The following is a 14781-nucleotide window of genomic DNA, read 5'->3' as shown; positions in this document are numbered from 1 at the left end:
CTGAACAATGGATCATAGCCTTTAGACCTCCCCCGGGCACCTCGCCGGGTTTGAGTGAACTCAAATGATGGCAGGTCTCCTGACTTGCGGGTCTAACGCGCTCCAGCCTTCCCGATTGTCTGGCAATCAGTGGTATTTCTGGTTGGCTAACCGCTTACAGTTGCGAGGGCAGTCCCGGATTTGGCGCCTGATGGCTACACCGCACCGTGTTCCCTTTTATTCGACTTGGTCTTTCTGTCGAAACCATCATCGCGATCATGCCGCACAGATGGGAAAGTGCAAGTTCAAAATTTGCTTCATGTCTGCGATAAAGTGTCATCGGCAGATGATATTCGGGTTTCAGGACCCCTTGATCCGGATCAGGACGGGATATTCTGTGCTCTGTCCAACAAAGGTTGCCCTGATGGTGTCGCCCGTTTTGAGCGTACCGAACGGCTCCGACGTCATCCGGTAGCAGGACCATCCTCCGAAGGGAGGCCACTGGGAGCAGTACTGATCGCCCTCGACGCGCCATTTTCCGATCTCTGTTGGCCGTTCTCCCTGACGGTAGACTGTTCGGCCGGAGGCTTCGAAGGTCTGATGGACAAAGCTGTCTCCCGGACGGTTGCTGGCCGTGTTCCCGGTGAGGAGCTCCTGAATGGCCTGACCGCTCAGTGAGGTTTCCTGATCGGCAGCCAGGACGGGAGCCGGGCTCAGCAGGAAAAGCAGGGCAGTCATTCCGGCATGGCGCAAAAGATGTTGGGCTTTCATTTTCAGATCTCTCCCTTTGTCATCTGGCGAAGTTTGGGCTTCAATGGTTTCGAGGTCAAGCCGCTCTGGTGATCACGGCCTCGTTAGATACATGCAAAAGACTTGATCTGTTCACTGATTGCGCTATCTCTCAGAGAACAGGACTGACTGTGTGGTAGGCAGATTCGCCAGGACGCAGATTGGACCATCAAACGACTTGAACGGAGACAACACCATGGCAACGGCAATCGAAACAGATGATTTCGACGCTCCAGAATATGATTATGACCTCTTTGTAATTGGTGGTGGCTCCGGGGGCGTTCGCGGTGCACGTATGGCTGCTGCAACCGGTGCGAAGGTTGCGCTGGCAGAGGAATATCGCTACGGCGGAACCTGCGTGATCCGGGGATGTGTTCCCAAAAAGCTCCTGTCCTATGCTGCGCATTTCCATGAGGACTTTGAGGATGCGGCCGGTTTTGGCTGGACCGTTGGTGAAAGTTCGTTTGACTGGACAACGCTGATCGCCAACAAGGACAGGGAAATTGACCGTCTGGAAGCGATCTATCAGCGCATTCTGGACAATGCCGGAGTTGAGCACATTCGCGCCCGTGCGTCGCTGATCGATCGCCATACTGTTCAGGTCGGAGACCGCACCGTGACAGCGAAATACATTCTGCTGGCACCCGGTGGTCGCGTGTCCTTCCCGCACGGCGAGGGCTGGGAGCATGCCATTTCCTCCAACGAGGCCTTCCATCTGGAAGAGCAGCCAAAGCGTGTTGTGGTTTACGGAGGCGGCTATATCGCTGTCGAGTTTGCTGCGATCTTCAACGGTCTGGGCTCCGAAGTGACGCAGGTCTATCGCGGTGATGCGCTTTTGCGCGGGTTTGACCGGGATATCCGCGAAGGCCTGGGCGAAGAGATGGCGAAAAAGGGTATCGCGCTGGAATTCAACGTGACCATTGAAAGGATCGAAAAGCTTGCAAGTGGCTTGCTGGTCCATCTCTCGGACGGGCGGACGCTGGAGACTGATGCCGTCTTTGCAGCGACAGGCCGCACGCCGAACACGGACAATCTGGGGCTGGAAAGCGTTGGTGTTGAACTGAACAAAAAGGGTGCTGTTGCCGTTGACGAGTTTTCCAGAACGTCAGTGCCGAACATCTATGCTGTTGGCGATGTAACGGACCGCATCAATCTGACGCCTGTTGCCATTCAGGAAGCCATGGCCTTTGTGGACACTGTCTTCAGGGGGCAGCCCCGTGCGATGGACCACAGCAATGTGGCAACGGCTGTTTTCAGCCATCCACCCATCTGTACTGTTGGCCTGACGGTTGAGGAGGCTGAAAAACAGTATGGGGAAGTCGAGGTTTACAAGTCCGCTTTCCGCCCGATGAAGCACACGCTTTCCGGCCGTGACGAGCGTTCCATCATGAAACTGGTTGTCGAGAAACACAGCAAGAAGGTGGTTGGCCTTCACATGCTGGGAGCTGATTCTCCGGAAATCGTCCAGGGCTTTGCTGTTGCGATCAAGGCAGGGGCGACAAAGGCCATGTTCGATGCGACGGTTGGTATTCACCCGACTGCTGCAGAAGAATTCGTCACCATGCGGGAGCCTGTTTCGTCCTAGGCGGAGGGCTTTGTCGCAACAAAAATCAGAACGGGGCTGGATTCATGGAAGTTTCACAGCCCCGTTTTTGTGTTCTTAATTCCCTGATCTTTTGTTTTAAAGCAACAGGTTAAGGGGATTTCGGGCGTTGAGGCCTGCAGGTGGAGTTGCAAAGTCCTCGCAAAAAAGTCAGCTTTGTAAATCAACAGACTGGTCAAGTCCGAAAAAGCTGTCTACAACTGTTGATCCACTTAAATTACATGATTAATCATGAGGTATTGCTATGAGCGCGAATTGGACCCCATCATCCTGGCGCGCCAAGGAAATTCGGCAAGTTCCCGAATACCCGGACAAAGCGAAGCTTGAGTCCGTGGAAAAAACCTTGGCGGGCCTTCCGCCACTGGTTTTTGCAGGGGAGGCTCGCCGTCTCCGTGAACAGTTGGGCGAAGTTGCTGAAGGTCGTGCGTTTCTGCTTCAGGGCGGTGACTGTGCGGAATCCTTTGCTGAATTCCATCCTGACAACATTCGCGATACCTTCCGCGTTATGCTGCAGATGTCTGTGGCGCTGACCTTTGGAGCGGCCTGCCCGATCATCAAGGTCGGCCGTATGGCCGGTCAGTTTGCCAAGCCACGTTCTTCCGATACGGAAATCGTGAACGGTGTCGAACTGCCAAGCTATCGCGGCGACAACATCAATGGCATCGAATTCACTCCGGAGGCCCGTATTCCGGATCCGGATCGTCTGTTGAAGGCCTACAACCAGTCTGCATCAACGCTGAACCTGCTGCGTGCCTTTGCGCAGGGCGGTTTCGCCGATCTGAACAAGCTGCATCGCTGGAACCTTGAGTTCGTCGACGGAAGCCCGCAGGGTGAGCAGTATGCGGAACTCTGCGAACGCATTTCCGAGGCCCTGTCCTTCATGCAGGCCTGTGGCCTGAGTGCAGAGCGTTCCTCCCAGCTGCGCGAGACAGATTTCTATACATCCCACGAAGCGCTTCTGCTGAACTACGAGGAAGCCATGACCCGTCAGGACAGCCTGACCGGCAAGTGGTACGACACCTCTGCCCACATGCTGTGGATCGGGGACCGGACGCGCAAGCTGGATGAAGCCCATGTTGAATACATGCGTGGCATCCACAACCCGATCGGTCTGAAGTGTGGCCCGACGACAGAGCCGGATGACCTGATCCGCCTGATCGAAGCGCTCAACCCGAACAACGAAGCAGGGCGTCTTGTGCTGATTGCCCGCATGGGACACGACAAGGTTCAGGAATTCCTGCCACCGCTGGTTCGCAAGGTGAAAAAAGCCGGTTCCAAGGTTGTCTGGTCCTGTGACCCGATGCATGGCAACACGGTCAAATCCACCACCGGCTACAAAACCCGTCCGTTTGATTCGGTTCTGGGTGAGGTTCGCGGTTTCTTTGATGTCCACAAGGCAGAAGGAACACACGCAGGCGGGGTTCACTTCGAAATGACCGGCAAGGACGTCACCGAATGCACGGGTGGTTCCCAGGCAATCACGGACGAGAATCTGGGTGATCGTTACCACACCCATTGTGATCCGCGCCTGAATGCAAGCCAGTCGCTTGAACTTGCTTTCCTGATTTCCGAATACCTCAAGGAAGAACGTCAGGAAAAGGAGCGCAAGGCAGCTGCTGCAGCGTAAAGTCCTGGCAGGGAACCGGACCTGATCTGTTGATCTGTCCGGCGAAACCCATCTCTTTTGATGCTCAGGCCGTACAGTTTACCTGTGCGGCCTGAGTTTTAGACGGTGTAATCCTCTGGCCCCCACAAAACGGCACGACAGGGTGAAAGCATGAGTGATACTGAAAAAAAACCTTCTTCTGTTTCTGTGAGTCAGTGGCCTGACGGAGAGGCTGTTCCTGCATGGACGGATCACTATTTCAGGCGATCCCGTGCAGTCATCGAGCAGTTCGGTGATGTTGAAGTCACCTATGCGGTTTTCATGCGCCGCCCGGTTGTCTCGGCTCCGCGTCTTGCGCTGGAATGGCTTGAATCTGTTGCCCGTGACAAGGGTTTTTCTCTTTCTGTTGACCTGCGGTATCCCGAAGGAAAATGGGTCGGGGCCGGTGAACCCATTCTCTATCTGAGTGGTTCCTTTGTTCAACTGGTGGAGCTGGAAACACTGTTTCTCCAGAAGCTCGGACCAGCCTGTGTTGCAGCCTACAATGCGACGACCATGGCCTCTGATCTCAAGGACACGGCCTTTCTGGCCATGGACGCGCGCCACTGTGCCGGAACCGAGATGTCCGAGATCATGGCCTATGCGGCTTCCGTCGGCTCCCAGCGGGCAAAACGCAAGGCCGGTGCTGTCGGCTTCATCGGTAACGCAACCGACGCAACAGCACACTTTTTCGGGCAGGACGGGGGCAAGGGTACCATGCCGCATGCCCTGATCGGCTATGCAGGATCGACGCTCCGGGCTGCCGAGATGTTTGATGAAACATTCCCGGACGAACCCATGACGGTTCTGGTGGATTACTTCGCCCGCGAAATTACCGATGCCCTGACGGTCTGCCGCCGTTTCCCGAAACGCGCAACCTCGGGTGCCCTTGCTGTGCGTCTTGATACAGCCGGCAGCCGTTTTGTCGAGGGTCTCGATCCGGCGAAATCCTATGCCATCCTTGAAAAACACATACCGCGAGCGGTGCGTGGCTATCGCAGCGAGGAAGAACTCCGCTATCTGGTCGGGGCAGGGGTGTCTGCCGCTGCAATCTGGTATATGCGTGACCGGCTGGATGCCGAAGGCTTCCAGAACGTCAAAATCGTTGCCTCTTCCGGCTTCAGCCCGGCCAAGTGTCGCCTGATGGCAGAGGCAAAGGCGCCGATTGATGTCGTGGGCACAGGCAGCTATTTGCCGGATCGCTGGTCGGAAACCTATGCGACGGCCGATATTGTGGAATATGATGGAAAGCCGAGGGTCAAGGTTGGACGTGAATTCCTCTTGCGCTCCTGATGGCTTTGTCGCAAGACAGAAAGACACTGCGGGATACGGACCCTGAAAGAAAGACCATGACTGAAACCGCCTTCACAAATGAAGATCTCGAGGACCTGATCGACACTTTCGAGTTTGTCGATGACTGGGAAGAGCGTTATCGCTACATCATCGACATGGGAAAGAAACTTCCGGCGCTTGATGATTCAGACAAAACCGAGGAAAACCGTGTGCAGGGCTGCACGTCACAGGTCTGGCTTGTGTGCGAGACGACGGATGCCACTCCCCCTGTTCTGAAGTTCCGCGCGGACAGTGATGCCCATATTGTACGCGGCCTCGTTGCCATGATGATGATGGTCTTTTCCGGCAAGACAGCCCGGGAGATCCTGGATTTTGACATTCAGGGACTGCTGGACCGTCTGGAACTGGCCCAGCACCTGAGTCCGAACCGTGCCAACGGTTTGCATTCCATGGTCGAGCGTATTCGTGCCACGGCTCAACAGTACCTTTGATATTCTGATTTGAGAGACCTGCGACATGACTGATCGCCTTCGTATCTCCTTTGCCCAGATAAACCCGACTGTCGGTGACCTGCGGGGTAACCTGGAACTGATCCGCAAAGCACGGGCGGAGGCTGCCGGTCAGGGGGCTGATCTTGTTGTGACGCCGGAACTGGCCCTGACGGGTTATCCGCCTGAAGATCTGATCCTGAAGCCCGATTTCCTGCGTCATTGCGATGAAGCGTTCATGGAACTGGTCGAAGACACAAAGGATGGTGGGCCCGGTTTGATTGTTGGTGCGCCAGTTGTGAACAACCTGCATGGGGACAATCCCTTTTTGCAGGCATCCTCTCCCCTGCGATCTTCAGTTTACAACGCGGCTCTGCTGATTGATGAGGGAAAACTGCTGGGCTGGCGGGGCAAGCACTGTCTTTGCGATTATGGTGTTTTTGATGAGGAGCGCGTTTTTGCGACGGCTCCCCTTGCCGGGCCGCTGACCTTCCGTGGTGTCCGTCTTGGTGTTCTGATCTGTGAGGATCTGTGGCGCAGTGATGTCTGTGAAACACTTGCCGAGACAGGTGCTGAAATGCTGGTGGGGATCAACGGATCCCAGTACCACAGTGAAAAGCCGGAAATCCGGATGCAGGTCGCCTTGCAGCGTGTTCAGGAAGCAGAGCTGCCGCTGGCCTACCTGAACATGGTTGGCGGGCAGGATGATCTGGTCTTTGACGGAGCATCCTTTGTTCTGAATTCCGATTCATCGCTGGCCGCACAGGCTGCTGCTTTCAAAGAGGTTGTTTTTGCAACGGACTGGAACAGGGGCGATGACGGAAACTGGTCCTGTCAGAGTGAAGAGAAAACAGCCCCGCTTGAAGAAAACGAGTCCATCTATTGCGCACTGGTTCTGGGCTTGAAGGACTACATTCGCAAGAACGGATTTCCCGGTATTGTCATCGGTATGTCGGGCGGGATTGATTCGGCTCTTTCTGCGGCTATTGCTGTGGATGCAATCGGTGCGGAAAAGGTACGACTGGTGATGATGCCCTCGCCCTATACCTCCGGGCATTCACTGGAAGATGCTGCGCAGGCCGCACAGTTGCTGGGCGTGCGTTACGACAACGTTCCGATTGAACCGGCCATGAAGGCCTTTGAGACGATGCTGGCGCCTGTCTTCGGAGAGACGGAAGCAGACACAACCGAGGAAAACATTCAGGCGCGGTCTCGCGGTCTGACACTTATGGCGATTTCCAACAAGCTGGGCTCCATGGTGCTGTCGACGGGGAACAAGTCTGAAATGGCTGTGGGCTACGCCACGCTCTACGGTGATATGTGCGGTGGTTTCAATGCCCTGAAGGACGTTTATAAAACCCGCGTCTTTGCCCTGTCTCGCTGGCGCAATGAAAACAGGCCTGCCTGTGCACTTGGCCCCGATGGTCCTGTCATGCCGGAGCGTATCATCACCAAGCCTCCCTCGGCGGAGCTGAAGCCGGACCAGACAGATCAGGACAGTCTGCCGGAATATGATGTTCTGGATGCCATTCTGGATCGCCTGATCGAACTGGAACAGCCCGTTGACGACATTGTGGCGGCCGGTTTTGAAGAGGCGACGGTGCGCCGTGTCTGGCGCATGCTGGATCTGGCTGAATACAAGCGTCGCCAGTCAACACCAGGGGTCAAGGTGACCAGCCGAGATCTGGCCCGGGATCGACGCTATCCCATTACGAACCGCTATCGCGGATAAGAAGCCTTGCAGCGTTGGGGTACTGTCGATATCTTGCGCTCAGATTGATCAGTCCTGCCTCTGGTTGGCAGGCCCTCATTGGAAAGATTGAAGAGATGAAAGTCCGTTTTGCCCCAAGTCCGACCGGTCGCTTGCATGCCGGCAATGCCCGTATCGCCGTTCTGAACTGGCTGCTGGCACGACAGGCAGGTGGGACTTTCCTGCTTCGTATGGATGACACGGATACCGAGCGTTCCACACAGGAATTTGCAGACGGCATTCAGGCCGACATGAAATGGCTGGGTCTGGAATGGGACGAGTTTGCCGTTCAGTCCCACCGTATGGAACGCTATGACCTCGCAATTGAAAAGCTCAAGGCCGATGGTCGTCTCTATCCCTGTTACGAGACTGCGGATGAACTGAGCCTGAAACGGAAAATCGCCCTGCAGGCTGGCCGTCCACCGATCTATGACCGTGCCGCACTCAAGCTCACAGATGAGGAAAAGGCCGCCTTCGAAGCCGAGGGACGCACTCCGCACTGGCGTTTCAAGCTGCTGCCGGAGCACATTGCCTGGGAAGACATGGTGCGCGGTCCTGTGGCCTTTGAGGGTGAAAACCTGACGGACCCGGTTCTGATCCGTGAAGATGGCCGCCCGCTCTATACCATCACATCTGTGGTTGATGACATCGAGCTTGATATCACCCATGTTCTTCGGGGCGAGGACCATGTTTCCAACACGGCGGTACAGGTTCAGCTTTTTGAAGCCCTTGGTGGCGCTGTTCCAACCTTTGCCCATATTTCCCTGATGGTTGGTGCTGATGGCCAGGGGCTGTCCAAACGTCTGGGCAGCCTGAGCCTGCAGTCATTGCGTGAGGAAGACGGTCTGGAGCCGATGGCACTGAACAGCTATCTCGCGCGTCTGGGGACGCCTGATCCCATCGAAGTGCGTCAGAAGCCGGAAGACCTGACAGAACTCTTTGATCTCGCGCGCTTTGGTCGTGCCACGCCGCGGTTTGATCCGGTTGAGCTGGCTTCCCTGAATGCAAAGATCCTGCATGAGGCGTCCTTTGAATCTGTGGCAGATCGTCTGCCGGACGGTTTTGACGGTGCTCTGTGGGATGTTGTTCGTCCGAACCTTGAAAAGCTGGCGGATGCGAATGAATGGTTCCGCATCGCCAAGGGGCCCCTTGATCCTGTTATTGAAGAGGAAGACAGGGAGTTTGCTGCGAAGGCTGCGGAACTTCTTCCTGTCGAGCCATGGGACAGGGAGACCTGGTCTGCTCTGACCTCTGCTCTGAAAACCGAAACAGGCCGCAAGGGCAAGGGGCTTTTCATGCCGCTTCGCAAGGCCCTGACCGGACAGAGTCACGGGCCGGAACTGGCTGACCTTCTGCCTTTGATCGGCAAGGCGCGTGCCAAGGCCCGTTTCAGAGGTGAATCAGCCTGAAGGCTTGATAACAGAAAGCAAAAAGAAAACGGGATGTCGTTGGGGGCGACATCCCGTTCTTTTTTGAAGCGCCTGTGAGGGGCTTCCTTAAAGAGCTCTGGGGAAAGAAGCTCTTTAAATCTTGATGGTCTGGCTGGGTTGCGACGGCGTGGTGCCGTAGTTGCGGGCGTAGGCCTGGTTGCTGTTGTTTTGCTGACCGAAAAGACTCTGGCTGCCGTTTTGACCGCCGGACAGCAAATTCAGATAGAAGGATGTGGACTGGGAGGCGAGTGTTGTGGAGAGCAAAGAGCGTTCTCCATCCGAGATGATCCCGTCCTTGTTCAGGTCGGCCTGGGCCAGGCCGGAATTCTTGAGCTGTGCCTGCTGAACTTCAAGGGCGCGTTGCTTGACCTCTTCCACGGTAATTTTGCCGTCACCGTCACGATCTGCTGCCTTGAACGCTGCCTCGGCCTGTTCTTTGGTAATACCTTCCTTGCCAAGCTGCTCGACAAGTTCATCAAGTGTGATGGTCTTGTCCTTGTTCTTGTCACTGCGCAGATAGAGCTGTTCGACAGCTGACTGTGTGCCTGTACTGTTGATGGGCATGGTTTGCCTGCCTTTCCCAAAGAAGGATGTCTCTGGAAACACATGAAGCAGACTTCATGCCAAAACAGTCGAAAAAATAAATACCAAAGGGTATGTGCGGGAAAAAGCCTGCTTGTGGAGTGGAAAACACCGGCAGGCTTGCATTCCTTTGTCAGGCTTTATAAAGATGGGGGAAGTCTTTACCCACCGGGGGGAAGTTTTGTCCCTTCAGTCCCCGGATCATTTTCATCCAGAAACGGAAAGGCACCAAGGACATGAGCCTGAAGGTATACAATACTCTCGCACGCGAAAAGCAGGACTTTGTTCCGCTCGACCCGAACAACGTGCGGCTCTATGTCTGTGGACCCACCGTCTATGATTTTGCTCATGTTGGCAATGCCCGCCCGGTGGTGGTTTTCGATGTTCTCTATCGTCTGCTGCGCCATGTTTATGGCGCGCAGAAGGTGACCTATGTCCGCAATATCACGGATGTTGATGACAAGATTATCGAACGCGCCCGTGAAAACGGTGAAGAGATTGATCAGCTGACAGCCCGTACGGCACAGGCCTACATTGATGACATGGCGGCACTCAAGGCGCTGGAACCGAACGAGATGCCGCGTGCGACCCAGTACATCCAGAGCATGGTCGAGATGATCGAGGTTCTGATTGAAAAGGGCAATGCCTATGCGGCTGAAGGGCATGTATTGTTTTCCGTGCCATCCATGCCGGACTACGGCAGTCTGTCCAATCGCAACCGCGATGACATGATTGCCGGGGCGCGTGTCGAAGTCGCCCCTTATAAAAAGGACCCGGCTGACTTTATTCTGTGGAAACCGAGCAGTGATGACCAGCCGGGGTGGGAAAGCCCCTGGGGACGCGGACGTCCCGGCTGGCACATCGAGTGTTCCGCGATGTCCCGCTCTCTGCTGGGGGACAGCTTTGATATTCACGGCGGCGGGCTTGATCTGATCTTCCCGCACCATGAAAATGAAATTGCACAGTCGACCTGCTGCAATGACAAGCCCTTTGCCAACTACTGGATGCACAACGGCTATGTTGTTGTGAACGGAGAGAAAATGTCCAAATCACTGGGCAATTTCTTTACGGTACGCCAGTTGCTGGATGAAGGGCTGAACGGTGAAGCCATTCGCATGAACCTGCTGTCGGGTCATTACCGCCAGCCGCTGGATATCACTCGCGAGAAAATTGCGGAGATGAAAACACAGCTGGATCGTTTCTACGGAGCTCTGCAATCTGTCGAGGGCGGGGAACTGTCCCGACCTTCCGATGCCTTGCTGGCTGCGTTGAGCGATGATCTCAACACGCCACTGGCCCTGTCAGTCCTTCATGAGCAGGTGACAGAACTGAACAAGACGACGGATCAGGCTGAAAGGCTTCGGCTGAAAGGCGAGGTTCTGTCGGGGGGCCGGTTGCTGGGTATTCTGGAACAGGAGCCGGATGCCTGGTTCAAGGGTGAGACCACCGGTGGCGATGATGAGGCTGCCCGTATTGAAGCACTGATTGCGGAGCGTGCCGAGGCCAAGGCTGCCAGAAACTTTGCGCGTGCGGATGAAATCCGCGACGGGCTGGCTGCGGAGGGAATTGTCCTGCTCGACAGTGCCGAAGGCACGAGCTGGCGCAGAAAATAAAAAACAGTCCAGTCGCAGACAGACAAAACAGTGTCGGGCATTCAGGCGCGGCAGGAGAGGATAAAAACGTGTCATCTGACAGTTTGAATGAAAATCGTGTCTATCTTTTTGATTCCACCCTGCGCGATGGTCAGCAGACGCAGGGGGTGGACTTTTCCGTTCAGGACAAGGCCGGGATCGCCCGTGGTCTTGGCGCGATCGGTATCGATTATATCGAAGGTGGTTTCCCGGGGGCCAATCCGACAGATGATGCCTTTTTCCTCTCCCGTCCGGATCTGGGGGACCAGTCGCGCTTTGTTGCCTTTGGTATGACCCGCCGTCCGGGGCGTTCTGCGGAAAATGATCCGGGTCTTGCCCCCCTGGTTAATTCGGCTGCCGATGCCGTTTGTATTGTTGGCAAGGCCTGGGATTTCCATGTGGATGTGGCGCTGGGTATTCCGCGCAATGAAAACGTGGACATGATCGGTGATTCCATCGCCTTTCTGAAAAACCGCAAAGGTGAGGCCATGTACGATGCCGAGCACTTCTTTGACGGTTACAAGGCCAATCCTGCCTACGCGCTGGACTGCCTGCTTGCAGCTTATGAAGCCGGAGCGCGCTGGGTGGTGCTTTGCGATACCAACGGTGGAACCCTGCCGCATGAGATTTATGACATTGTCAGTGCGGTTACAGAACATATCCCGGGAACACATCTGGGTATTCATTGTCACAATGATACAGAGAATGCTGTGGCCAATTCCATCATGGCTGTCCGTGCCGGAGCGCGCCAGATACAGGGAACCCTGAACGGTCTGGGAGAACGATGCGGAAATGCGAATCTGGTGTCGCTGATTCCGTCTCTGAAGCTCAAGACGGATTTTGATCTGGGGATTTCCGATGAGCAGTTGCAACAGCTTACAATGCTGTCGCGCAGACTTGATGAACGCCTGAATCGTGTCCCGGCTGCCAATGCTGCCTATGTGGGACAGTCGGCCTTTGCCCACAAGGGTGGTCTTCATGTGTCCGCTGTGGAAAAGGACTCAAGGACGTACGAACACATTCCTCCGGAAGCTGTAGGCAACAACCGTCACATCATTGTGTCGGATCAGGCGGGACGTTCCAACGTGGTGGCTCTGCTGCGCAACCTGGGCATCACGATGGAAGATCAGGACGGTTCCCGAATGCAGGCTTTGCTTGAGAAGGTCAAGGAGAGGGAATTTCAGGGCTTTAGCTATGACGGTGCAGAAGCATCTTTTGAACTGCTGGTACGCACTGCACAAAACAGTCTCCCGCAGTTCTTCAAGCTTCACCGGTTCCGCGTGATGGATGACCGGCGCTGGAATTCCCGCGGGGAACTGGTCACAGAGGCCGAGGCCACTGTTGCCATGACCATCAAGGACAGGGACATCCGCGAAGTGGCGCTCGGCAACGGGCCGGTCAATGCGATTGATCAGGCCCTGCGGAAGGCTCTGCTGCCGTTCTATCCGACACTCGAAGACATGGAGCTGCAGGACTACAAGGTGCGCATCCTGAACTCTGCCGAAGGCACCCGTGCGGTGACGCGTGTGATGATCGAGTTCGGCGACAGCAAGGGGCGGAGCTGGACAACGGTCGGCGTGTCACCGAACATTATTGATGCATCCTATTCTGCCTTGCGTGACGGGATTGTGTGGAAGCTGTTCCACGATACCGCGAAGAAGGCCTGAAGCAAGATTTCGGAGTACTGTGTGCGATGGCTGGAACAGACAGCACCAAAAAACATGTCACAAAGGGCAGCACGGAAGGCTATGAAAACGGGCCTGTCGTGATCCTTGTCAAACCGCAGCTGGGCGAAAACATCGGTATGGTCTGCCGGGCCATGCTCAACAACGGACTGACGCGCCTGCGTCTGGTCAAACCGAGAGACGGCTGGCCCAATCCGGCTGCCGAGGCCTCTGCTTCGGGTGCGCTCGAAGTGCTGCAAAAGGCAGAAGTCTTCGAGACAACCGAGGAGGCCATTGCCGATCTCAATCATGTCTTCGCAACGACAGCACGCAGCCGCCACATGACCAAACCCGTTGTGGTTCCACGTCGTGCCGCGCAGGACATGCGCGCGATGATCGACGGACAGGGCGAGCAGGTGGGCGTCCTCTTTGGCCCGGAAAAGGCCGGTTTGCACAACGATGATGTCGTGCTGGCCGATACTCTGATCACAGTGCCGCTGAACCCGACCTTTGCCTCGCTGAATCTGGCACAGGCGGTTCTGCTGATGGCTTATGAATGGTTCCAGCTGGGCACGGATGTACCGGAATACGAACTGGTGACAGGCACATCACAGGTTGCCAGCAAGGACGAACTGGTCAACTTCTTCAACAGGCTGGAAGCTTCCCTGGACGAGGCCGGTTTCCTCTATCCGCCGGAAAAGCGCCCGAACATGGTGCGGAACCTGCGCAACATCTTCCAGCGAGCTGATCTGACTTCGCAGGAACTGCAAACACTCCATGGTGTGGTCAAGGCTCTCAGGCTGGGGCGGACCAAGGGACTGGACAGGCTGTCTGTGGAAGCGGAGCAGGTTTCCGGGCAGGAGCTGACCTCTGAAGATGAACAGGGGCGCACCCGGAATTGAGGTGTAGCCTCGCTCTATGGTGGTCCCTGCCATGATAGGGCTCTGTGACAAAAGCCTGTTGCCCGTCCGGAGCCGCCTCGCAGGGGAAGACTCCGAAGGGCGCGACTCCTGCTTTTGTTTGACTTTTGCGGCAAAAAGGCTATTGTGCCGCTGCAATTCCCGGGAACGTGGGACAAGATAGTTTCCCCGCCCAAGTGTAAGGCTTTGTTTTCCTTGAAAATAAACCGCCTTGAGCCTACCGGGACAACAACTGTGAAACAGAAAGTTTGATACAATGTCCAAGCGCGTTGCGTCCAAATATAAAATTGACCGCCGTCTCGGTGTAAACCTGTGGGGTCGCCCGAAAAGCCCGATCAACCGTCGTGAATATGGCCCAGGCCAGCACGGTCAGCGCCGCAAGAAGCCTTCTGACTTCGGTGTGCAGCTTATGGCCAAGCAGAAGCTGAAAGGCTACTACGGCAACATCGGCGAGAAACAGTTCCGTCGTTACTTTGCAGAAGCATCCCGTCGCAAGGGTGACACCGGTGAAAACCTCATCGGCATTCTGGAGACACGTCTGGATGCGGTCGTCTACCGCGCCAAGTTCGTCCCGACTGTCTTTGCTGCACGTCAGTTCGTGAACCACGGTCACGTACTGGTCAACGGCAAGCGCGTGACCATTCCGTCCTACCTCGTGAAAGAGGGTGACGTTGTTGAAGTTCGCGAGAAAAGCCGCCAGATCCCGATGGTTCTGGAAGCGATTGAGTCCGCTGAACGCGATATTCCGGATTACATCGATGTTGACGGCAAAGGCCTGAAAGCAACATTCGTTCGCACTCCTGAGCTGGCTGACGTACCGTATCCGGTTCAAATGGAACCGAACCTGATCATCGAATTCTACTCTCGTTAATTAACGAGACAGAACCCCGATCCGAAAAAGCCCGCAGGCATTTGTCCTGCGGGCTTTTTTGTTGCACGGCATAATCTTGTCACTGAAAGAAAAGAGCAATCTCCGAAGAGGATGCCACGATCATGGTACTGTTGTC

At 55.6% G+C, this 14781-nt stretch carries 12 protein-coding genes and 1 riboswitch; of the genes, 10 read left to right on the top strand and 2 right to left on the bottom strand.

Annotated features, from left to right (window positions below; translation table 11 throughout):
• Positions 1 to 52: 52 nt before the first annotated feature.
• A riboswitch (cobalamin riboswitch) is annotated at positions 53 to 263 on the bottom strand.
• 76 nt (positions 264 to 339) lie between these two features.
• Entirely contained in the window at positions 340 to 750 is a 411-nt protein-coding gene (locus AAAH10_RS01840) for a hypothetical protein (protein WP_343559978.1), read from the bottom strand.
• Between the two features lie 214 nt (positions 751 to 964).
• On the opposite strand from AAAH10_RS01840, the gene gor reads away from it, so the two are divergent.
• The 6 genes from gor (at position 965) to gltX (ending at position 8956) form a co-directional block, all read left to right on the top strand.
• Complete coding sequence (gene gor / locus AAAH10_RS01835) at positions 965 to 2353, top strand: glutathione-disulfide reductase (RefSeq protein WP_343559976.1); 1389 nt, start codon at positions 965 to 967, stop codon at positions 2351 to 2353.
• A 262-nt stretch (positions 2354 to 2615) separates the two neighbouring features.
• Positions 2616 to 3998, top strand: coding sequence for a class II 3-deoxy-7-phosphoheptulonate synthase (locus tag AAAH10_RS01830; protein WP_343559974.1), 1383 nt, complete (start codon positions 2616 to 2618; stop codon positions 3996 to 3998).
• 150 nt (positions 3999 to 4148) lie between these two features.
• Positions 4149 to 5309: a beta/alpha barrel domain-containing protein gene (locus AAAH10_RS01825; RefSeq protein WP_343559972.1), complete on the top strand. Its 1161-nt coding sequence runs from the start codon at positions 4149 to 4151 to the stop codon at positions 5307 to 5309.
• Between the two features lie 56 nt (positions 5310 to 5365).
• Positions 5366 to 5800, top strand: a complete 435-nt coding sequence (locus AAAH10_RS01820; protein WP_343559970.1) for a SufE family protein — start codon at positions 5366 to 5368, stop codon at positions 5798 to 5800.
• Between the two features lie 25 nt (positions 5801 to 5825).
• Positions 5826 to 7529: an NAD+ synthase gene (locus tag AAAH10_RS01815; RefSeq protein WP_343559968.1), complete on the top strand. Its 1704-nt coding sequence runs from the start codon at positions 5826 to 5828 to the stop codon at positions 7527 to 7529.
• An 86-nt stretch (positions 7530 to 7615) separates the two neighbouring features.
• Positions 7616 to 8956: a glutamate--tRNA ligase gene (gltX, locus tag AAAH10_RS01810; protein ID WP_442490263.1), complete on the top strand. Its 1341-nt coding sequence runs from the start codon at positions 7616 to 7618 to the stop codon at positions 8954 to 8956.
• Positions 8957 to 9070: 114 nt separating this feature from the next.
• Here gltX and AAAH10_RS01805 read toward each other — a convergent pair whose 3' ends face one another.
• Positions 9071 to 9541: an EF-hand domain-containing protein gene (locus AAAH10_RS01805; protein ID WP_343559964.1), complete on the bottom strand. Its 471-nt coding sequence runs from the start codon at positions 9539 to 9541 to the stop codon at positions 9071 to 9073.
• 254 nt (positions 9542 to 9795) lie between these two features.
• On the opposite strand from AAAH10_RS01805, the gene cysS reads away from it, so the two are divergent.
• From cysS to rpsD, 4 genes are all read left to right on the top strand, one after another.
• Entirely contained in the window at positions 9796 to 11172 is a 1377-nt protein-coding gene (gene cysS, locus AAAH10_RS01800; RefSeq protein ID WP_343559962.1) for a cysteine--tRNA ligase, read from the top strand.
• A gap of 83 nt (positions 11173 to 11255) precedes the next feature.
• Positions 11256 to 12857, top strand: coding sequence for a citramalate synthase (gene cimA / locus AAAH10_RS01795; RefSeq protein WP_343561317.1), 1602 nt, complete (start codon positions 11256 to 11258; stop codon positions 12855 to 12857).
• Between the two features lie 26 nt (positions 12858 to 12883).
• Positions 12884 to 13756, top strand: a complete 873-nt coding sequence (locus AAAH10_RS01790; protein WP_343559960.1) for an RNA methyltransferase — start codon at positions 12884 to 12886, stop codon at positions 13754 to 13756.
• A 274-nt stretch (positions 13757 to 14030) separates the two neighbouring features.
• Positions 14031 to 14645 carry a 30S ribosomal protein S4 gene (rpsD, locus tag AAAH10_RS01785; protein WP_343559957.1) on the top strand — a complete coding sequence of 205 codons (615 nt, stop codon included), beginning with the start codon at positions 14031 to 14033 and terminating at the stop codon, positions 14643 to 14645.
• The last annotated feature ends 136 nt before the right edge of the window (positions 14646 to 14781 follow it).

This window comes from Carbonatibacter coralli (assembly GCF_039592655.1).
Lineage (GTDB): Bacteria > Pseudomonadota > Alphaproteobacteria > Kiloniellales > Kiloniellaceae > Carbonatibacter > Carbonatibacter coralli.
This window is presented reverse-complemented; position numbering and strand designations above follow the sequence as displayed.